Annotated in this window: 17 protein-coding genes; 16 read left to right on the top strand and 1 reads right to left on the bottom strand. The window is 33.6% G+C overall.

Annotation, left to right across the window (positions count from 1 at the left end):
* Positions 1–8: 8 nt before the first annotated feature.
* Positions 9–650 (bottom strand): YigZ family protein, encoded by a 642-nt coding sequence (locus MHB47_RS10310; RefSeq protein ID WP_340756534.1) that lies wholly within the window; start codon positions 648–650, stop codon positions 9–11.
* Positions 651–821: 171 nt separating this feature from the next.
* On the opposite strand from MHB47_RS10310, the gene fakB1 reads away from it, so the two are divergent.
* The 16 genes from fakB1 (at position 822) to trxB (ending at position 21,216) form a co-directional block, all read left to right on the top strand.
* Positions 822–1,685: a fatty acid kinase binding subunit FakB1 gene (gene fakB1, locus MHB47_RS10305; RefSeq protein ID WP_340756533.1), complete on the top strand. Its 864-nt coding sequence runs from the start codon at positions 822–824 to the stop codon at positions 1,683–1,685.
* A gap of 39 nt (positions 1,686–1,724) precedes the next feature.
* Positions 1,725–3,047, top strand: coding sequence for a DEAD/DEAH box helicase family protein (locus MHB47_RS10300; RefSeq protein WP_340756531.1), 1,323 nt, complete (start codon positions 1,725–1,727; stop codon positions 3,045–3,047).
* Complete coding sequence (locus MHB47_RS10295; RefSeq protein ID WP_340756529.1) at positions 3,040–3,711, top strand: ComF family protein; 672 nt, start codon at positions 3,040–3,042, stop codon at positions 3,709–3,711. The genes MHB47_RS10300 and MHB47_RS10295 overlap by 8 nt, the downstream gene beginning before the upstream one ends.
* Before the next feature lie 66 nt (positions 3,712–3,777).
* Positions 3,778–4,344, top strand: a complete 567-nt coding sequence (hpf, locus tag MHB47_RS10290; RefSeq protein WP_002508278.1) for a ribosome hibernation-promoting factor, HPF/YfiA family — start codon at positions 3,778–3,780, stop codon at positions 4,342–4,344.
* Positions 4,345–4,641: 297 nt separating this feature from the next.
* On the top strand, positions 4,642–7,173 hold the full coding sequence (secA, locus tag MHB47_RS10285) for a preprotein translocase subunit SecA (protein WP_002508277.1): 2,532 nt from the start codon (positions 4,642–4,644) through the stop codon (positions 7,171–7,173).
* A gap of 216 nt (positions 7,174–7,389) precedes the next feature.
* Positions 7,390–8,506 (top strand): peptide chain release factor 2 gene (prfB, locus tag MHB47_RS10280; RefSeq protein ID WP_103170440.1). Its coding sequence is split into 2 segments (ribosomal slippage): positions 7,390–7,461 and positions 7,463–8,506, totalling 1,116 coding nucleotides; the frame shifts between segments, so codons are not numbered across the junction.
* A 307-nt stretch (positions 8,507–8,813) separates the two neighbouring features.
* Positions 8,814–9,713, top strand: a complete 900-nt coding sequence (locus MHB47_RS10275) for a COG3942 and LysM peptidoglycan-binding domain-containing protein (RefSeq protein ID WP_069819109.1) — start codon at positions 8,814–8,816, stop codon at positions 9,711–9,713.
* Positions 9,714–10,121: 408 nt separating this feature from the next.
* Positions 10,122–10,763, top strand: a complete 642-nt coding sequence (locus MHB47_RS10270; protein ID WP_002508274.1) for a YfbR-like 5'-deoxynucleotidase — start codon at positions 10,122–10,124, stop codon at positions 10,761–10,763.
* Positions 10,764–10,768: 5 nt separating this feature from the next.
* On the top strand, positions 10,769–10,999 hold the full coding sequence (locus tag MHB47_RS10265; protein WP_002508273.1) for a CsbA family protein: 231 nt from the start codon (positions 10,769–10,771) through the stop codon (positions 10,997–10,999).
* A 325-nt stretch (positions 11,000–11,324) separates the two neighbouring features.
* Positions 11,325–13,307 carry an excinuclease ABC subunit UvrB gene (gene uvrB / locus MHB47_RS10260; protein ID WP_002512104.1) on the top strand — a complete coding sequence of 661 codons (1,983 nt, stop codon included), beginning with the start codon at positions 11,325–11,327 and terminating at the stop codon, positions 13,305–13,307.
* Between the two features lie 5 nt (positions 13,308–13,312).
* Complete coding sequence (gene uvrA / locus MHB47_RS10255; protein ID WP_340756524.1) at positions 13,313–16,147, top strand: excinuclease ABC subunit UvrA; 2,835 nt, start codon at positions 13,313–13,315, stop codon at positions 16,145–16,147.
* A gap of 336 nt (positions 16,148–16,483) precedes the next feature.
* Entirely contained in the window at positions 16,484–17,419 is a 936-nt protein-coding gene (gene hprK / locus MHB47_RS10250) for an HPr(Ser) kinase/phosphatase (RefSeq protein ID WP_002508270.1), read from the top strand.
* Positions 17,420–17,422: 3 nt separating this feature from the next.
* Positions 17,423–18,259, top strand: a complete 837-nt coding sequence (gene lgt / locus MHB47_RS10245) for a prolipoprotein diacylglyceryl transferase (protein ID WP_021339458.1) — start codon at positions 17,423–17,425, stop codon at positions 18,257–18,259.
* Positions 18,260–18,268: 9 nt separating this feature from the next.
* Positions 18,269–18,745: an acyltransferase gene (locus tag MHB47_RS10240; RefSeq protein ID WP_340756521.1), complete on the top strand. Its 477-nt coding sequence runs from the start codon at positions 18,269–18,271 to the stop codon at positions 18,743–18,745.
* 24 nt (positions 18,746–18,769) lie between these two features.
* The gene (locus tag MHB47_RS10235) at positions 18,770–20,206 is read left to right on the top strand and encodes a tetratricopeptide repeat protein (protein WP_002508267.1); all 1,437 of its coding nucleotides are present in this window, start codon (positions 18,770–18,772) and stop codon (positions 20,204–20,206) included.
* 65 nt (positions 20,207–20,271) lie between these two features.
* Entirely contained in the window at positions 20,272–21,216 is a 945-nt protein-coding gene (trxB, locus tag MHB47_RS10230; protein ID WP_002508266.1) for a thioredoxin-disulfide reductase, read from the top strand.
* The last annotated feature ends 65 nt before the right edge of the window (positions 21,217–21,281 follow it).

Raw genomic sequence — 21,281 nt, 5'->3', positions numbered from 1 at the left:
TTTTAAGATTAGGAAGTAGGAATATCGAAAGGTAAGCGTACCACTTCATTTTCTATTAAATCGTAATTCCCTGAAGTATTACGATTTAAAAAATCTATAAATTGATCGTAGTCTGTTTTAACAACATCAATGTGATAACTTACTTTATCGGTATAATTTGTTTCGCGTAATAAGTAAGGTGTGCTCGCGAGTTCATATTCAAACTTACCCGTTAAATCATAAGCAATGGTAACCGTTGTAGGTATAGCAGGACGCATAGCAACTCTACCAATATCATAAATTACATCTCGTACTGCACCACTATACGCACGTATTAATCCGCCACCGCCTAATTTAATACCACCAAAGTAGCGTGTAACAACCACGGCAGCATTATGTATCTCTAATTTCTTTAAAATATCGAGCATAGGAACTCCCGCTGTGCCACTCGGTTCGCCATCGTCGTTTGCTTTTTGGATATTCATTTGGTCTCCAATTGTATATGCTGAACAATTATGAGTTGCTTCTCGGTGTTCAGATTTCACTGCGTCGATAAAAGCTTTAGCTGCATCTTCAGATTCAACAGGTTTAATGTGCGCTATAAAACGTGATTTACTGATTATATTTTCAATTGTATGTTTTTGTTTAACTGTGATTATTGCATCATCCATTTATCGTCACCTCATCTTTGTATAGTCAGACAGTCATTTATGTATGTTTTAAAAATTCATTAATTACACATATTATACACTGTATTGTATTATAGATTAAATACAAAAATAAATTTTCTTTTTACTTAAAATAGGGTATCATAGTTGTGAGTATAATTGAGGAGGATTAAGATGAAGATTGCTGTCTTGACAGATTCAACGAGCTATCTATCTCAAACACTAATAGAAAAATATAACATAAGAATTGCGCCGCTAAGCGTAACTTTCGATAACGGTGAAAACTTTGTGGAAAATGCAACAATATCAACGGAAGCATTTTATAAAAGAATGGAAACTTCAAATACAATTCCTACGACGAGTCAACCTGCCATTGGAGAGTTTATAAAACATTTTAAAGAACTCCGAGATGAAGGTTATACAGATGTCATATCTGTTTTTATATCATCTGGAATTAGTGGCAGCTATCAAACAGCTACGCAAGCAGGAAAAATGGTGGAAGGAATCAATGTGCATACATTTGATTCAAAATTAGCTGCGATGATAGAAGGTGGTTATGTACTACTTGCAGTTGAAATGATAGAACAAGGATATGAGCCCCAAGATATTATTAAAGAGCTTGAAGCTATGCGTGAAGTGACTGGTGCAATCTTAATGGTAGATGATTTGAAAAATCTACAGAAAAGTGGTCGTATCACCGGAGCGCAAGCATGGGTAGGTACAATGTTAAAAATGAAACCTGTTTTAACATTTGATGACGGCAAAATTGTACCAGAAGCAAAAGTTCGTACTAAAAAACGTGCACTCAATGAAATAATTAATAAAGTTACCGCTCAAGTGAAAAATTATGATGAAGTAACATTATATATTATTGAGGGAGATAAACCAGAAGATGCAGATTGGATGGAAAAGGAATTACACGAAAAATATCCACAATATAATCTTCACCGATCTAAGTTAGGACCTGTTATTGCAGCGCACTTAGGTTCTGGTGGTATGGGACTAGGATTTACAGGGAGAAACATACGTTTAACATAAATATTAACTCGTTTAAAGACATGTTGTGCCAAGAATGGTATGCATGTCTTTTTTTATTGGAGGTTATTTGAAATAAAACATTATGGAAAATTAATCATCGAAAAAAATATGTTATCAGATGAGAAAATCAGACATATTTCCCCTGGTGTGATAAACAAAAAAGGATGTTGGTATTGTATACAGTGTCATACACAAGAGAAACGTCATTTTTACAAATACTTTTCAACATTATTAGATAAAGAAGTTGTGTATTGTAGAAATTGTATCAATTTGGGCAGAATGGATAATATTAACGAAGTATATATTACTGAAACAAATGTAAATATGTCCCAAGGAATATATCATTTACCATTTGAATTGTCAGAACAACAACGTTTTGCTTCAATTAAAATTTTAGAAGCGGTTAAAAATTTAACGTCTATTTTATTATATGCTGTGACAGGCGCAGGTAAGACAGAAATGATTTTTGAAGGTATTAGCTTTGCGAGAAGAGCAGGCTATAATGTTGCGGTTGTATCGCCCAGAGTTGATGTTGTTATAGAAGTGAGTTTGCGTATTAAAGCAGCTTTTCGAGATGAAGCAATAGATGTACTCTATCAAGGTCAGAGACAATGTCATAATGGACACTTTGTGATTGCTACGGTGCATCAATTATATCGATTTAAACATCATTTTGACTTGATTATTGTAGATGAAGTTGATGCATTTCCATTATCAATGGATCCAATACTCTTTGATGTCATAACACATGCTTCAAAAGAACATCATGTCCACATTTATATGACTGCAACGCCGCCAACTAAATTACTTAGAAAAATGAAAGAAGGGTCTATAATAACACTACCCGCCCGTTTTCATAGGCAACCTTTGCCAGTTCCTCAGTTTAAATATCACAAAATAAAATTTCATAAAATACAACGCTTTCTAATGAAACTATTGAAACAACAAATTGAAGCAGATAGATATACGCTCGTGTTTTTTAATGACATACAGCATATGAAACAAATGTATCATTATTATAAAACAGAAATAACTTCATTGACCTATGTGCATAGTGAGGATGTACTTCGTTTTGAAAAAGTGAGCGCTTTAAGAAAAGGTGAATATAAAGTTATGTTTACCACTACAATTTTAGAAAGAGGATTTACTATGGCAAATTTAGACGTTATCGTGCTCAATAGTCATATGTTTGAAAGTAGTGCACTTGTTCAAATTGCTGGAAGAGTGGGGCGTAAATTAGAGTCACCATCAGGATTAGTATTATATTTACATGAGGGAATTACGATGGACATGCTTAAAGCACGAAAAGACATTAAGAAAATGAACGCATTGGCGCATAATAGGGGATGGTTAGATGGCTAGATGTATCCAATGTCATCATACTTTTTCTGAAGCGTTTAATGCTTTTACATTTTATAAAAAAGCATCTAAATTATGTGAATCATGCATAGAACAATGGGATGATATCAATATTAAACCCCTCAATCGCTGTGTCAGATGTTTAAAGAAATTAGACGAAAATGAGAAGAATTGCTTAGACTGTTTATTTTTAGCAACAAAATATAACTTAATGAATCAGTTATATTGCCAATACCAATATAAAGGTATGTTGAAGACGCTTATTCATCAATATAAATTCAAGAAAGATGTCGCAATCTGTGAAATATTAGCAACACAGCTTCAGTTCCCTAAAATATCATATGATTACATTGTACCTATACCGTCACCGTTAGTTAGAGATAAGGAGCGAACGTTTAATCCCGTGCTGGCCGTGTTAGATGAAATGGGTGTGGATTATGAGCCTTTACTATATACGCGAGTCCGTCCAAAGCAATCACTTTTAGGAAAACAATTACGCGCGCAATCAAAAAATCCATTTGAAATCGTAAAAAATATAGATTTAGAAAATAAAAATATTTTACTTGTAGATGACATTTATACTACAGGATTAACAGTTCATAATGCCGCAGAGTTGCTTTTTGTTAGAAGAATCAGAAAATTCGATGTGTTTACGTTTGCACGGTAGGAGAAACGTGGTATTATAATAATAAGCAATATTACCAATATAGAGGTTTTAAAGGAGTCGATTATTATGATCAGATTTGAAATTCACGGGGAGAACCTCACTATTACTGATGCGATTCGCAACTATATTGAGGAGAAAATTGGTAAATTAGAAAGATATTTTAACGATGTGCCAAATGCAATCGCACATGTTAAAGTAAAAACGTATCAAAATTCGGCAGCAAAAATCGAAGTAACTATTCCATTGAAAAACGTTACTTTAAGAGCTGAAGAACGCCACGATGATTTATACGCTGGTATTGATTTAATTAACGGTAAACTTGAAAGACAAGTTAGAAAATACAAAACGCGTGTAAATCGTAAAAATCGAAATCGTGGAGAACAAGAAGCATTTGCATCATTACCACAAGAAAGTGAAGCAGAAGAAATTCAAAATGATGACAATGAAAGTGATATCGAAATTATTCGTTCAAAAAATTTCAGTTTGAAACCTATGGATTCAGAAGAAGCAGTATTACAAATGGATTTATTAGGACATGATTTCTTTATTTTCACAGATCGTGAAACTGATGGTACGAGTATTGTTTATAAAAGAAGAGATGGAAAATATGGTTTGATTGAAACAACTGAATAATTTGTTTTAATTAAGTCCAATATTAAACTAACCGTAGCGTTCATGATTGAGTTAAATCATGGACGCTCATTTTTTGTTGTGTTACTATGAAATAATTTGAAAGTTAGGTAAGATCTTGTGTATATTTTTATTGGATAAGAGATAAAATAAAAAAAGAAAACTATTAATAAATAAAAAATAGCATTAACAAGCGAGAAAACTGTTTAAATGGAAAGTTAATAAGTGTAAATTTAAGCTTATAAATGATATCATAAATTGTTGTAAGCAAAGAGTTAAAAAGCTAAAGGAGCGAACAAAATGGGTTTTTTATCAAAGATTGCAGATGGCAATAAAAAAGAAATAAAACGCCTTGGTAAATTAGCCGACAAAGTCCTTGCGTTAGAAGAGGATACGTCGATATTAACTGATGAAGAAATTAGGGAGAAAACAAAAGTATTTCAAAAACAATTACAAGCAGAAGAAGATATAAAAAAACAATTTAAAATGCTCGATGATATTTTACCGGAAGCCTTTGCGCTCGTAAGAGAAGGTTCAAAACGTGTGTTCAATATGATTCCATATAAAGTTCAGGTTATGGGTGGTATTGCAATTCATGGTGGCGACATTTCTGAGATGAGAACAGGTGAAGGTAAAACGTTAACTGCAACAATGCCAGTTTATTTAAACGCATTGTTAGGCCGTGGTGTGCATGTTATTACAGTAAACGAATATTTATCTAGTACGCAAAGCGAAGAAATGGCAGAATTATATGAATTTCTTGGGTTATCTGTAGGATTAAACATCAACAGTATGACAACAACTGAGAAGCGAGAAGCATACGCAAGTGATATTACGTATAGTACGAATAATGAGTTAGGATTCGATTATTTACGTGATAATATGGTGAACTATGCAGAAGAACGTGTTATGAGACCTTTAAACTTTGCTATCATTGATGAAGTTGACTCAATTTTAATTGATGAAGCACGTACGCCACTGATCATTTCAGGTGAAGCTGAGAAATCGACTTCGCTTTATACACAAGCAAATGTCTTTGCTAAAATGCTTAAAAATGAAGACGACTATAACTACGATGAGAAAACAAAAGCTGTTCAATTAACAGAGCAAGGTATTGATAAAGCAGAACGCATGTTTAAGATTGATAATCTATATGATGTGAATAATGTGGATATTATTAGCCATATTAATACTGCGTTACGTGCACATGTAACATTGCAAAGAGATGTGGATTACATGGTGAATAATGGTGAAGTCTTAATTGTTGACCAATTTACTGGTCGTACAATGCCAGGACGTCGCTTTTCAGAAGGCTTACACCAAGCCATAGAAGCGAAAGAAGGCGTGAAGATTCAAAACGAATCTAAAACAATGGCCTCTATTACATTCCAAAACTATTTCAGAATGTACAACAAACTTTCTGGTATGACAGGAACAGCTAAAACTGAAGAAGAAGAGTTCAGAAACATTTATAATATGACTGTAACTCAAATTCCTACTAACAAACCGATACAACGTGTGGACAAACCAGACTTAATATACATTAGTCAAAAAGGTAAATTTGATGCAGTTGTTGATGATGTTATTGAAAAACATAAACTAGGACAACCTGTACTATTGGGTACAGTTGCAGTTGAAACCAGTGAATATATTTCTAATTTATTGAAAAAACATGGCGTACGTCATGACATTTTAAACGCTAAAAATCATGAACGTGAAGCAGATATAGTTGCTAATGCAGGTCAACGTGGAGCGGTTACTATCGCTACGAACATGGCAGGTAGAGGTACAGATATTAAACTTGGCGCAGGTGTTGAAGAAATTGGCGGCCTTGCAGTAATCGGTACAGAGCGACATGAATCTCGTCGTATTGATGACCAATTACGTGGTCGTGCTGGACGACAAGGTGATAAAGGGGACAGTCGTTTCTACTTATCACTACAGGATGATTTAATGGTACGTTTTGGTTCGGAACGTTTACAAAGTATGATGAATCGTTTAGGTATGGATGATTCTACACCGATAGAATCTAAAATGGTGTCACGTGCCGTTGAATCTGCTCAAAAACGTGTAGAAGGTAATAACTTTGATGCGCGTAAACGTGTACTTGAATATGACGATGTATTACGTAAACAACGTGATATTATCTATGGTGAACGTAACCGTATTATTGATAATGATGAAAGCGGAGATTTAGTAAATGAAATGCTCCATTCCACATTAGATAGAAGCGTTCATTATTATATAAATGAAGATGAAGAAGATCTAGATTACGAGCCATTTATCAACTATATTGATGATGTATTCTTAAATGAAGGCGACTTAAAACTAGAAGATATCAAAGGTAAGGATCAAGAGGATATCATTGATATTGTTTGGTCGAAAGTTGAAGTCGCTTTAAAAGATCAAAAAGAGAAAATTGGTACGCAATTTGATGAATTCGAGCGTATGATTTTACTTCGTTCAATCGATTTACATTGGACAGACCATATAGATACAATGGATCAATTACGTCAAGGTATCCACTTGCGTTCTTATGGTCAACAAAATCCATTACGTGATTATCAAAACGAAGGACACCAACTTTTCGATACAATGATGCAAAACATCGAAGAAGATGTCAGCAAATATATCTTGAAATCAGTAGTTACAGTTGAAGATGACTTAGAACGTGATAAAGCAACAGATTTCGGTAAAGCTGAACACGTATCTGCAGAAGATGGTAAAGAAAAGGCTAAAGCATCGCCTTATGTTAAAGATGAACATATCGGTAGAAACGATCCTTGCCCTTGTGGTAGTGGAAAAAAATATAAAAACTGCCATGGTGCATAATTTGAAAATGATTTTAAATAAAACCGGAAGCCTTGATAAAGTATATATCAACTTCCGGTTTTTATTTATCAAAATTAAAATTAACTTGTTTTGATAAATAAAAATAGCGGCAGAGTTGTAATTAAACTTCAAACTTTTGTAGAATAGATATATTGAATAAAATGACATAAATTAATAGTAGTATTTCAATCGTACGATAACAGGAGAGATGCAGTGATGGAACTATCAGAAATTAAACGTAATATAGATTATTATAATGAAAAATTAGAGCAACTTAGGGGGTCTCTTTGACTTAGAAGAAAAAGAGACAAATATTCAAGAATACGAAGAAATGATGGCTGATCCTACTTTTTGGGATGATCAAGATAAAGCACAGGAAATTATTGATAAGAATAATGCTTTAAAAACGATTGTAAATGCATATCGAGGATTAGAATCTGAAATAGAAGACATGGAAACAACAAGAGAACTATTATTAGACGATGACGATGATGATATGAAGTCAGATTTGGAACAGAACGTATTAGATTTTAAAGCAAACTTAGATAAGTTTGAACTACAATTATTACTTGATGGTCCATATGATGCGAACGATGCCATTATGGAACTACATCCTGGCGCAGGCGGCACAGAATCGCAAGATTGGACAAATATGCTTTTAAGAATGTATCAACGGTATTGTGAACAGAAAGGGTTTAAAGTTGAGATTGCAGATTACCTACCTGGTGATGAAGCGGGCGTTAAAAGTGTTACACTAATTGTTAAAGGTCATAATGCCTACGGTTATTTGAAAGCTGAAAAAGGCGTGCATCGACTTGTCCGTATTTCACCGTTTGATTCGTCAGGACGTAGACATACGTCATTCGCTTCCTGTGATGTTATACCGCAATTCAATAATACAGAAATTGAAATCGATATCAATCCAGATGATATTAATGTTGATACATTTAGAGCATCTGGTGCAGGTGGTCAACATATTAATAAAACAGAATCAGCAATTAGAATTACCCATCAACCTACAGGCATTGTAGTAAACAACCAAAATGAGCGCTCTCAAATTAAGAACAGAGAAGCTGCAATGAAAACATTGAAAGCCAAGTTATATCAATTAAAAATTGAAGAACAAGAGCAAGAAATGGCAGAAATTCGTGGCGAGCAAAAAGAAATTGGCTGGGGAAGTCAAATAAGATCTTATGTTTTTCATCCTTATGCAATGGTTAAAGATCATAGAACAAATGAAGAATCAGGTAAGGTAGATGCAGTTATGGACGGAGATATAAGTCCATTTATAGAAGCATACTTACGTAGTCAAATGGATCATTCAGAAAGTTAAGCAAATGAAAATTAGAAATCTCGTCATTAGTATTTATACTAGTGACGAGAATTTTTTTAAAAGAATAAATAAAAGCATGTAAAATGCAATTTTAAATATTACACGTTAGATTTGAATGATGTATGTATATAGCTTCTGGAAGGTTGTAATATCAATGTTTTAAGTGACATTTAAGCTAATTGAATTGACCCATATTAAGTATCAATTGTCTATTACATTACAGTATAATAACAATCGCAAAAGACGAAATGTTTTATGCTATATTATGATTGATTAAAATTTAAGACAGTAAAGGGTTGAACATGTAATGAAGAAGGGATTAACATTTTCTGTAACATCGGCAGCATTGTTTTTTGGTTTTAATGGTATTGCATCAGCAGACCAAATTCACACAGTAAAAGAAGATGCTAAATTATCTGATATAGCGCATGCATTTGCCACAACAACAAATGAAATTCAGTCATTAAATCAATTGAATGAAAGAGTAACTGTACAAGCAGGAGAACAATTAGTACTTCCAGACAAAGATATAGTAGAAATAAAACAAGGAGATACAGTTTTAAATATTGCTGAAAAATATCAACTTAATTTAGAACAAATTTATCAGTTAAACCCAAATCTAGGTGAAGTTATTTACCCAGGCCAATTAGTGGCAGTATCTGAAAAGGGATCAGCACATTTAAATAACCAGCTTCATAGTATTTTTAACGAACAACAAGTACAGAATGAAACAAGAGAAGGTAATGATGTTCCAGTAACATCAAATAACCTTGTACCAACGACACAACATACTTGGAATTACGTGGAAAAAGAAGCAGCAAATAATCAAAATGAAAGTAAACAAATGTATTCTAGTCAATATAAACCAACACAAGTCGCTTCAAATGGTAGTAATTATTATAACTGGGGACAATGCACATATTATGCATTTGATCGCCGTCAACAATTAGGAAAATCAGTAGGTAACCTTTGGGGTAATGCGAATAATTGGGCTTCAGCAGCTAGTAATAGTGGCTACAAAGTTAACCATACACCTGAAGTGGGTGCTATTATCCAAAGTAATGCCGGTAACTATGGCCATGTAGGTGTTGTAGAACGTAAAAACCCAGATGGCTCAATTGTAGTATCAGAAATGAATTGGCAAGGTGTAGGACAAAAATCTTATAGAACGATTCACAACACTGGTCAATATAATTATATTCATTAGCAAATCGTAAATTGGTATATACCTACAATATCATCTGAATAGCTAAAGAAAAGGTGCTTAATAGTGAGATTATATTAGAGGTAAGTTTTGCTGAGTATAATAAATGGTACATCATAGAACCACTCCTGCATGTTTTGGAGTGGTTCTATGTTTATAGCTCAATGTATTTAAATAATGTCATTAATAAGGTAATGGGACAGAAATATAATTTTTCTAATAATATTTCGTAGTATATGCTCAGCCAATTACTGTCAAAATAACAACGGAAGCTGAGATATAAGTTTATGTACTAGACACCCCATAAATTGAATTAGTTAAATTCAATTACATTGATAAGACATTTTGATTGTTGAATGATATTATAAAATTAAGTATAATCATTCATTAAACAAACTAGGAGGCGATGTCATGGGAGTACATCAATATTTTAAACGCTTGTCTGATTTAGAAAAATTAATTAGATTACCGGGAAAATTTAAATACTTTGAGCATAATGTCGCTGCGCATTCATTTAAGGTGACAAAAATTGCCCAATATTTGGCTACAGTAGAGGAATACCATGGTAATGAAGTAGATTGGAAAAGTTTATATGAAAAGGCGTTAAACCATGATTTTGCTGAAATTTTTACGGGTGATATTAAAACACCAGTTAAATACGCAAGTGGCGAATTAAAAAAACTCTTCTCACAAGTAGAGGAAGAAATGGTAGATCATTTTATAAATGAAGAAATTCCAGAAGCCTATCAAGATATATATCGAGAAAGACTTCAAGAAGGTAAAGATGACTCATTAGAAGGTCAGATACTTTCTGTAGCTGACAAAATAGATTTATTATATGAAACATTTGGAGAAATACAAAAGCGTAACCCCGAACAACTATTTTTTGAAATATATGAGATGTCCTTAGAAACGATTATGCAATTTGATCATCTAAGTTCGGTACAAGATTTTATAGATAATATTATTCCAGAAATGTTAACGGAAAAATTCATCCCAAGATCAGAATTACGTGAAACAACAATGGCTATTTTAAATAATAGGAATGGGTGAAGTGAATGATTTGGTATGTGCTCGCATCCTTTTTTCCATGTATTTTCGTGGTATTTTTCAGCGTGCTAACACGAAGTAAATGGGTAGGAACGATTTTAACATTAATTATAATTGGTGCATCCGTTCAAAAAGGTTTTTTTCATAATGAATGGATCATTTTTATAGATGTCGCCTCGTTGCTGGCTGGTTACCTTATTATCGATCAATTAGAATTTCATAAAAAAGAAGATGACTGAGTAATAAGTATTAAGCAACTTAATTGCTATAGTTAAATATGCATTTTATAATTGTATGACTTCAAAAATATAGTTTATTTTAGAATAAACAAATACAACTTAGGCAAACATGGTGACAGAACTATGTTTGTTTTTCTTTATATATAGTAAGATAAAAGCGAACAAATGTTTGTTTTTTCATTTGTAAATCTGTTAAAATATGTAACGAGAATATGAATCTGCAAACTTGATGCAGACACACAGCAACAGTGGTATATACATTTTAAACATAGACACATCAGGTATGTTCGTATCGTTAGAAATTATATAGGAGGCATGTGTCACTATGGAACATCATCAATTTAAATTACAATCTGATTTTACACCTCAGGGTGATCAACCAGATGCGATAAAGAAAATAGTTGAAGGCGTTAATGAGGGCAAACGTCATCAAACCTTACTCGGTGCGACAGGTACAGGTAAAACCTTTACGATGAGTAATGTTATTAAACAAGTAGGCAAACCCACACTCATTATCGCCCACAATAAGACATTAGCAGGTCAATTATATAGTGAGTTTAAAGAATTCTTTCCAGAAAATAGAGTAGAATACTTTGTTAGTTATTATGATTACTATCAACCAGAGGCATATGTGCCATCAACTGATACATTTATTGAAAAAGATGCTTCAATAAATGATGAAATTGACCAATTACGACATTCAGCGACAAGTTCACTTTTTGAAAGAGACGATGTCATTATTATTGCGAGTGTCAGTTGTATATACGGTTTAGGTAATCCAGAAGAATATCGAGATTTAGTAGTCAGTGTTCGTGCTGGTATGGAAATGGACAGAAGTGAACTTTTAAAAAAATTAGTAGACGTTCAATATTCGAGAAATGATATTGATTTTAGACGTGGTACATTTCGTGTAAGGGGAGATGTAGTTGAAATTTTCCCTGCTTCGAGAGAAGAAATGTGTATTCGTGTAGAATTTTTTGGTGATGAAATTGATCGTATCCGTGAAGTAAATTATTTAACGGGTGAAGTTTTGAGAGAGCGTGATCACTTTGTGATTTTTCCGGCATCCCACTTCGTAACACGTGAAGAGAAAATGAAATCTGCAATACAAAGAATTGAAAATGAATTAGAAGAACGCTTAACAGAATTACGCTCAGAAAATAAATTATTAGAGGCACAACGACTAGAACAACGTACGAATTATGATTTAGAAATGATGCGAGAAATGGGCTTCTGTTCTGGTATTGAAAACTACTCTGTGCATTTAACACTAAGACCAATGGGTTCAACGCCATATACGTTATTAGATTATTTTGGCGATGATTGGCTTGTAATGGTTGATGAATCACATGTGACATTACCTCAGATTAGGGGTATGTATAATGGAGACCGTGCACGTAAACAAGTGCTTGTAGATCATGGTTTCCGTTTGCCGAGCGCTTTGGATAATAGACCTTTAAAATTTGAAGAATTCGAAGAAAAAACCAATCAACTCGTTTATGTATCTGCTACACCTGGTCCATTTGAGTTAGAACATACAGATGAAATGGTACAACAAATTATTCGTCCAACAGGTCTATTAGATCCTGAGATTGAAGTACGACCAACGGAAAATCAAATTGACGATTTAATAAGTGAAATCCATGAGCGCATTGAACGTAATGAACGTGTGCTAGTTACAACATTAACTAAAAAAATGAGTGAAGATTTAACTACTTATTTAAAAGAAGCTGGCGTTAAGGTCAATTACCTACATTCAGAAATTAAAACATTGGAGCGTATAGAAATTATTCGTGATTTACGTATGGGAACTTATGATGTCATTGTTGGAATTAACTTATTAAGAGAGGGTATCGATATACCAGAAGTATCTCTTGTTGTTATTCTTGATGCTGATAAAGAAGGTTTCTTACGTTCACATAGATCACTTGTTCAAACAAGTGGACGTGCAGCACGTAATAGTCGCGGTGAAGTTATTATGTACGGTGACAAGATTACAGATTCCATGCGTTATGCCATTGATGAGACAGAGCGACGTCGTACAATTCAAAAAGCATATAACGAAAAACATAACATTACGCCTACTACGATTAATAAGAAAATTCATGATGTTATTAGTGCAACTGTCGAAAATGATGAAACAAATGAACAACAACAAACTGAAGTACCTAAGAAAATGACGAAAAAAGAACGCGAAAAAACAATCGCAAATATAGAAAAAGAAATGAAACAAGCAGCTAAAGATTTAGATTTCGAAAAAGCAACAGAGCTTAGAGATATGTTGTTTGAATTAAAAGCAGAAGGGTGACAAATATGAAACAACCATCCATTGTAGTAAAAGGGGCTCGTGCCCATAATTTAAAAGGTGTAGATATTGAAATACCGAAAGATAAACTCATCGTGATGACGGGACTGTCTGGATCAGGAAAATCTTCACTTGCCTTTGATACAATATATGCTGAGGGTCAGCGTAGATATGTAGAGTCATTAAGTGCTTATGCAAGACAATTTTTAGGTCAAATGGATAAACCAGATGTTGATACGATTGAAGGTTTATCACCTGCGATATCAATTGACCAAAAGACTACAAGTAAAAATCCAAGATCAACTGTAGCGACAGTAACTGAAATATATGACTATATACGGTTGCTCTACGCACGTATAGGCAAACCGTTTTGCCCCAATCATGGTATTGAAATAGAATCGCAAACTGTACAACAAATGGTAGACCAAGTGATGCAACTTGAAGAGCGTTCTAAAATCCAATTATTGGCTCCTGTGGTTTCTCATAGAAAAGGTGCACAAGAAAAACTCATAGACGACATTAGCAAAAAAGGCTATGTACGTGTACGTGTTGATGGTGAAATTATGGATGTAAACGAAGTGCCAAATTTAGATAAAAATAAAAATCATACTATCGAAGTCGTAATAGATCGCTTGGTGGTTAAAGCAGGTATTGAAGGACGTCTTGCTGATTCTATAGAAACTGCGATTAGACTTGCTGAAGGTACATTAATCGTTGATATAATTGGGGGAGAAGAATTAAAATTCTCGGAAAACCATGCTTGTCCGATATGTGGTTTTTCAATTGGTGAACTAGAACCTCGTATGTTCAGTTTTAACAGCCCCTTTGGTGCATGTCCAACATGTGATGGTTTAGGATTGAAATTAAAAGTAGATTTAGATTTAGTGGTTCCTGATACAAACAAAACTTTAAATGAAGGTGCAATCATAGCTTGGGAATCTTCAAGTTCTGATTTTTATCCAACATTATTAAATCGTGTTTGTGAAGTATATAAAATTAATATGGATAAACCATTTAAAAAATTAACAGATAGACAACAAGATATCATTTTAAACGGTTCTAAAGGTAAAGAAATTGAGTTCACTTTTAAACAACGCAATGGTCAAACACGTAAACGAACAATGGAATTTGAAGGTGTGATTAATAATATTAATCGTCGTTATCATGACTCACCATCTGAACTTGTTAGAGAGATGATGAGTAAATATATGACTGAGCTACCTTGTGAAACTTGTAATGGTAAACGTTTAAGCCGTGAAGCGTTATCTGTATATGTTTCTGGTCAGAATATTGGTGAAGTTGTTGAACATTCAATTAAAGATGCTTTGCATATGTATGAACATATTGAATTGTCAGATCAAGATAGAAAAATTGCAGATCAAATATTAAAGGAAATTAACTCACGTTTAGAATTTTTATACAACGTTGGTTTAGAATATTTAACACTCAATCGTGCATCAGGATCATTATCAGGTGGGGAAGCGCAGCGAATTCGTCTTGCTACACAAATTGGTTCTAGACTGTCAGGTGTACTTTACGTGTTAGATGAGCCTTCTATCGGACTTCACCAAAGAGATAATGATCGACTTATAAGTACATTAAAAGAAATGCGTGACTTAGGTAATACTTTGATCGTTGTAGAACACGATGAAGATACAATGCGTCAGGCTGATTATTTGGTTGATGTAGGCCCAGGTGCAGGTGAACATGGTGGCGAAATTGTCGCGAGTGGTACACCTAAACAAGTAATGAATCAGAAAAAATCACTCACTGGTCAATATTTAAGCGGGAAAAAACTGATAGAAGTACCTGAGGAACGCCGTGAAATAACTGATCGTAAAGTCAGTGTTAAAGGCGCAAGAAGTAATAACTTAAAAGATATCGACGTAGATTTTCCATTATCAACAATGACAGTAGTTACAGGTGTTTCTGGTTCAGGTAAGAGTACGTTAGTTAATGAAGTGCTGTATAAATCATTAGCAAAACACATTAATAAATCAAAAGTAAAACCAGGTGATTGTGACGAAATTCAAGGAATAGAGGAACTTGAACGTATAATCGATATTGATCAATCACCTATTGGAAGAACACCGAGATCAAATCCAGCAACTTATACAGGCGTATTCGATAATATTAGGGATATCTTCGCGCAAACAAACGAATCTAAAGTAAGAGGATATACTAAAGGCCGTTTTAGCTTTAATGTGAAAGGCGGTCGTTGTGAAGCTTGTAGAGGTGACGGTATTATAAAAATTGAAATGCATTTCTTACCAGATGTGTATGTACCGTGTGAAATTTGTGGTGGTTCTAGATACAATAGAGAAACGCTAGAAGTCACTTATAAAGGTAAAAACATTGCAGATATTTTAGCAATGACAGCTGAAGAAGCGACTAATTTCTTTGAAAAAGTACCTAAAATTCATCGTAAATTGAAAACATTAGTTGATGTTGGACTAGGATACGTTACACTCGGACAACAAGCAACAACACTTTCTGGTGGGGAAGCACAACGTGTTAAACTCGCATCTGAATTGCATAAACGTTCTACAGGTCGCTCCATCTATATTCTTGATGAACCAACGACTGGTTTACATGTTGATGATATTGGTCGATTATTAAAAGTACTCAATAAACTAGTAGAAAATGGTGATACTGTGGTTATTATTGAGCATAATTTAGATGTTATTAAAATGGCAGATCATATTATTGACTTAGGTCCAGAAGGTGGCGATGGGGGCGGTACGCTTGTAGCTACCGGTACGCCAGAACAAATTGCAGAAGTAAAAGAAAGTTATACAGGACAATACTTAAAGCCTGTGCTAGAAAGAGATACAGTAAAATAAACAATATAAGTATGTAACTCCACTCAAAAAGGTGGGAACATAAGTATAAATGGCTCTCTTCAAGGTAAGTACTTTAACGTGCAAACTTTGAAGGGGGTATTTTTGTATTTATTACCAACAAATCCCTAGAAAATGATTTGTAGTAAATTAAATGAATAAATTGAAAATATAATCAGTCACTGGTGTGTGATATCGTTTATAATTGATATAATGATAGATATTATAGATATGTGTTGAATTATCGATCTTCTACACTTTTTGATATGGATTATCATTTCTTTTTGATATGATAATATCATATTGCAAATGTAAGAGAAATATTGATAGAGGTGAACTATGTTAACTACCAAGAGTTTAGTAGACCGCTTTGAACTTGATCTTATTGTTGGAGAAGCAGGTTTAAACAAACAAATTAAAAATACAGATATTTCAAGACCAGGTTTGGAAATGGCAGGTTATTTTTCTCACTATGCTTCTGACCGTATTCAATTATTAGGTACGACGGAATTATCTTTTTATAACTTATTACCAGATGAAGAACGTAAAGGTCGTATGAGAAAGTTATGTCGTCCAGATACACCAGCGATTATTGTGACGAGAGATTTAGAACCACCAGAGGAACTTATCGCTGCAGCAAAAGAACTCGACACGCCTTTAATTGCGTCGACGATTGCTACTACACAATTAATGAGTCGTTTAACTACATTTTTAGAACATGAACTCGCACGAACAACATCACTGCATGGAGTACTTGTCGACGTTTATGGTGTAGGTGTACTGATTACTGGTGATTCTGGAATCGGTAAAAGTGAAACGGCATTAGAATTAATAAAACGTGGTCATAGATTAGTAGCAGATGATAATGTGGAAATTAGAGAAATTAGTAAAGACGAATTGATTGGGAGAGCACCTAAATTAATAGAACATTTATTAGAAATTAGAGGCTTAGGTATCATTAATGTAATGACATTATTTGGTGCAGGTTCGATTTTAACTGAAAAACGATTGCGTTTAAATATTCATTTAGAAAACTGGCATAAAGACAAATTATATGATCGAGTCGGCTTAAATGAAGAAAAATTACGTATCTTAGATACTGAAATTACGAAAAAAACAATTCCTGTACGACCTGGACGTAACGTAGCGGTTATTATTGAAGTTGCGGCAATGAATTACCGACTGAATATTATGGGCATCAATACAGCAGAAGAGTTTAATGATCGCTTAAATGCTGAAATATTACGAAATGGTAGCAATAGTGAGGAGAAATAGGTAATGATGACATTAAATTATATCAATCCAATTGCACTTGAGCTTGGGCCTATTTCAGTACGTTGGTACGGAATTATTATCGCTGTTGGGATACTCTTGGGTTATTTTATTGCTCAAGAAGGTGTGAAACGAATTGGCTTTGATACAGATACATTAGTTGATATCATTTTTTGGAGTGCAATATTTGGATTTATTATGGCGAGACTTTATTTTGTTGTATTCCAGTGGCCGTATTATATTCAAAACCCAATTGAAATTCCGATGATATGGCACGGTGGTATTGCAATACACGGTGGCTTAATAGGTGGATTTGTTACAGGGATTATCATCTGTAAACAAAAAAATATTAACCCGTTTCAAATTGGTGATGTCATTGCACCAAGTATGATTTTAGGCCAAGGTATTGGAAGATGGGGCAACTTTATGAATCATGAAGCTCATGGCGGTCCTGTTTCAAGAACATTCTTAGAAAACTTACATATTCCAGATTTTATTATTAATAATATGTATATTAACGGCAAATACTACCAGCCAACATTCTTATACGAATCTATTTGGGACATTTTAGGCTTTGTTATACTAATCTTGCTTAGAAAACATTTACGTATAGGAGATACTTTCTGTCTATATCTGATATGGTATTCAATCGGCAGATTTTTCGTAGAAGGCATGCGTACAGATAGCTTGATGTTAACTAGTGATATTCGAGTAGCGCAGTTAATGTCTATTATACTGATTATAGTAGGTATTGTGATTATGATTATAAGAAGAGTGAAATATAACGCACCAAGATATAAAGATGTTGGTCCGTTAACTTGGTCAAATCAAAAAGTGAAGTGATAAAATATCATGCGTAATTTAAAAAGGGTTAAAGTTAAAGGCAATAACCCACTCTGGCATATGTATCGTTATATTAGATACTTTAAAATATTTAAACAAACGATAATTATTGAAATTTGCAGGTACTTGCCTCATGTGAAATTAAAACATTGGGCGTATCGCAATTTATTGAAAATGAATATTGGTAAAAACACAGCATTTGCTTTTAAAGTAGTTCCCGATTTATTATACCCAGAGTATATTTCCATAGGTGAAAATTGTGTGATTGGCTATAATACTACAATTTTGACTCATGAATTTCTCGTTGATGAATTTCGAACGGGGCGTGTGCAAATTGGTGATAATACTTTAATTGGCGCGAATGTTACAATATTACCAGGTGTAAGCATAGGATCAAATGTTAAAGTCGGAGCGGGTGCTGTTATTTCAAAAGACATACCTGATTCGGCATTAGCATATGGAAATCCCATGCAAATAAGAACTTAATTAATATTTAGGAGGTGATAATGGATGGCGCATAACGGCAAAGTAATACCAATGAAATTAGATAGTCAATTTTATAAAAAATTGGGAGACCAAAAATTTCTGCACCAAGATTATAAAAAAGCAGCAGAATATTATGGCAAAGTGCTGGATATGTCACCTCAAGATTTTGATGTAAAAGTAAAATACGCGGAATGTCTTGTGAATATAGGACTAAGTGGTAAAGCAGAGCATCTATTTTATGAAAGTATTGCGCAACAAGAGTTAGTAGAAGAAAGTTATTATCAGCTTAGTCAATTAAACATTACATTAAATGAAGCAAATAAAGCATTTTTATTTGGTATAAATTATGTCACGATGTCTAACGATGAAGATTATAAAGAAGAACTTGAAGAAATGTTTGAAGTTTCTTATAATTCAGCTGAAAAAATAGAGATAGAAAGTCAGCTATTTGCAGTACAACTTATTTTCCAATACCTATTTTCTCAGGGAAGATTACCCGAAGCACGAACATTTATCTTAAATCAAAACGATGAAATTCAAGAACATCGCGTAGTGCGTAATTTACTTGCGATGTGTTATTTATACATGAATGAATATGACATTGCTAAAGAAATGTTTGAGCGATTGCTTAGTGAAGATAATACGGATGTACATGCATTATGTCATTATACTTTATTACTTTATAATACGAATGATAAAGAAAAATACCAACGCTATTTAAAAATTTTAAATAAAGTCATGCCGATGAATGATGATGAATCATTTAAGCTAGGCATCGTTTTATGTTACTTGAAACAATATGAAGCTTCGCAAAAAATATTACAGCCACTTTATAGAAAAGGAAAATTCCTTTCCATCCAAATGTACAATGCGTTAAGTTATAATAGTTACTATTTAAATAATATTGAGGATAGTAAATATTATTGGTCGAAGTTGCAAGATATGACTAAAGTAGATGTAGGTTATGCTCCTTGGGTTATTGCAGAGAGTAAAATGTATTTCGATGAACAAGTATTACCATTATTACTCCATGACGATAGCCATCATAGGTTATATGGTATTTTCTTATTAAACCAGTTAAAGGGACGCGAAGTGCTTTTGACACAAGAAATTTGGGCAGTTCTAGAATCTATGGAAGATTACGAAAAGCTATATCTTACCTATATTATTCAAGATTTAAAATTAAACAAATTAGATTTCATTCATAGAGGCTTATTGATGTTGTATGGTGTGAAATCATTGAAAAATAATGAGGATTTATTTATTGTATGGATTGATCAAGCAGAAGCGATTATATCTGAAAAAGTAGATTTAACAAATGTAAATGAATATATTGCAGCATTTGTGTATATGTATTATCGTAATGCTGATAGTAAAATAACAAAACAACAAGTAATCGAATGGTTTGATATATCTTCTTACCGTTTAAATAAAACGATAGATTATTTAGTGAGCATATAAGTTTAAGAAATGCAAGAAATCATATATACTGCGCATAATGAATTATTAAACAGGAGGCAATTTAAATGGCTGAACAAGTGGATTTTGATGTGGCAATTATAGGTGCCGGACCAGCAGGAATGACTGCTGCAGTTTATGCATCACGTGCTAATTTAAGCACAGTAATGATTGAACGTGGTATGCCAGGTGGACAAATGGCAAACACAGAAGAAGTTGAGAACTTCCCAGGATTTGAAATGGTAACAGGTCCGGACTTATCAACGAAAATGTTTGAACATGCGAAAAAATTTGGTGCTAAATATCAATATGGCGATATCAAATCAATAGAAGATAAAGGTACTCATAAAGTGATTAACCTTGGTAATAGTGAAATTACAGCTCGCGCCGTAATCATTTCAACAGGTGCAGAATACAAAAAAATTGGTGTACCTGGTGAACAAGAACTTGGCGGTCGTGGTGTAAGTTATTGTGCCGTATGTGATGGAGCATTCTTTAAAGGTAAGAAATTATTTGTTATTGGTGGCGGAGACTCAGCTGTAGAAGAAGGAACATTCCTTACAAAATTTGCTGATAGCGTAACGATTGTTCACCGTAGAGATGAATTACGTGCTCAAAAAATCCTACAAGATCGTGCATTTAAAAACGATAAAATTGATTTTATTTGGAGTCACACTTTAAAAACAATTAATGACAAAGATGGCAAAGTTGGTTCGGTAACATTAGAATCAACAAAAGATGGCACAGAACAAACACTAGATGGTGATGGCGTATTTGTGTACATTGGTATGAAACCATTAACAATACCTTTCCAAGATTTAGGTATTACTAATGAAGTTGGCTATATTTTAACGAATGAAGACATGAGTACAAGTGTACCTGGTATATATGCAGCAGGTGACGTACGTGAAAAAGGATTACGTCAAATTGTCACTGCAACTGGTGATGGAAGTATTGCTGCACAAAGTGCCATTGCATATATCGAGCATTTACACGATACAATTGAAGCATAAATAAATTGAATCATTGATGGGATAAAGTCATAGATTATAAAAGATTTTATAAAATATCATAGATA

Source organism: Staphylococcus sp. FSL K6-3157, from assembly GCF_038005145.1.
GTDB classification, from domain to species: domain Bacteria; phylum Bacillota; class Bacilli; order Staphylococcales; family Staphylococcaceae; genus Staphylococcus; species Staphylococcus equorum.
This window is presented reverse-complemented; position numbering and strand designations above follow the sequence as displayed.

Bases quoted from the DNA above. Each gene is read 5' to 3' on its own strand.
- MHB47_RS10295 (WP_340756529.1), top strand. From the start codon at position 3,040: ATGGCTAGATGTATCCAATGTCATCATACTTTTTCTGAAGCGTTTAAT.
- lgt (WP_021339458.1), top strand. From the start codon at position 17,423: ATGATGACATTAAATTATATCAATCCAATTGCACTTGAGCTTGGGCCT.
- hprK (WP_002508270.1), top strand. From the start codon at position 16,484: ATGTTAACTACCAAGAGTTTAGTAGACCGCTTTGAACTTGATCTTATT.
- hpf (WP_002508278.1), top strand. From the start codon at position 3,778: ATGATCAGATTTGAAATTCACGGGGAGAACCTCACTATTACTGATGCG.
- uvrB (WP_002512104.1), top strand. From the start codon at position 11,325: ATGGAACATCATCAATTTAAATTACAATCTGATTTTACACCTCAGGGT.
- MHB47_RS10265 (WP_002508273.1), top strand. From the start codon at position 10,769: ATGATTTGGTATGTGCTCGCATCCTTTTTTCCATGTATTTTCGTGGTA.
- MHB47_RS10270 (WP_002508274.1), top strand. From the start codon at position 10,122: ATGGGAGTACATCAATATTTTAAACGCTTGTCTGATTTAGAAAAATTA.
- MHB47_RS10240 (WP_340756521.1), top strand. From the start codon at position 18,269: ATGCGTAATTTAAAAAGGGTTAAAGTTAAAGGCAATAACCCACTCTGG.
- uvrA (WP_340756524.1), top strand. From the start codon at position 13,313: ATGAAACAACCATCCATTGTAGTAAAAGGGGCTCGTGCCCATAATTTA.
- MHB47_RS10310 (WP_340756534.1), bottom strand. From the start codon at position 650: ATGGATGATGCAATAATCACAGTTAAACAAAAACATACAATTGAAAAT.
- fakB1 (WP_340756533.1), top strand. From the start codon at position 822: ATGAAGATTGCTGTCTTGACAGATTCAACGAGCTATCTATCTCAAACA.
- secA (WP_002508277.1), top strand. From the start codon at position 4,642: ATGGGTTTTTTATCAAAGATTGCAGATGGCAATAAAAAAGAAATAAAA.
- trxB (WP_002508266.1), top strand. From the start codon at position 20,272: ATGGCTGAACAAGTGGATTTTGATGTGGCAATTATAGGTGCCGGACCA.
- MHB47_RS10275 (WP_069819109.1), top strand. From the start codon at position 8,814: ATGAAGAAGGGATTAACATTTTCTGTAACATCGGCAGCATTGTTTTTT.
- MHB47_RS10300 (WP_340756531.1), top strand. From the start codon at position 1,725: ATGCATGTCTTTTTTTATTGGAGGTTATTTGAAATAAAACATTATGGA.
- MHB47_RS10235 (WP_002508267.1), top strand. From the start codon at position 18,770: ATGGCGCATAACGGCAAAGTAATACCAATGAAATTAGATAGTCAATTT.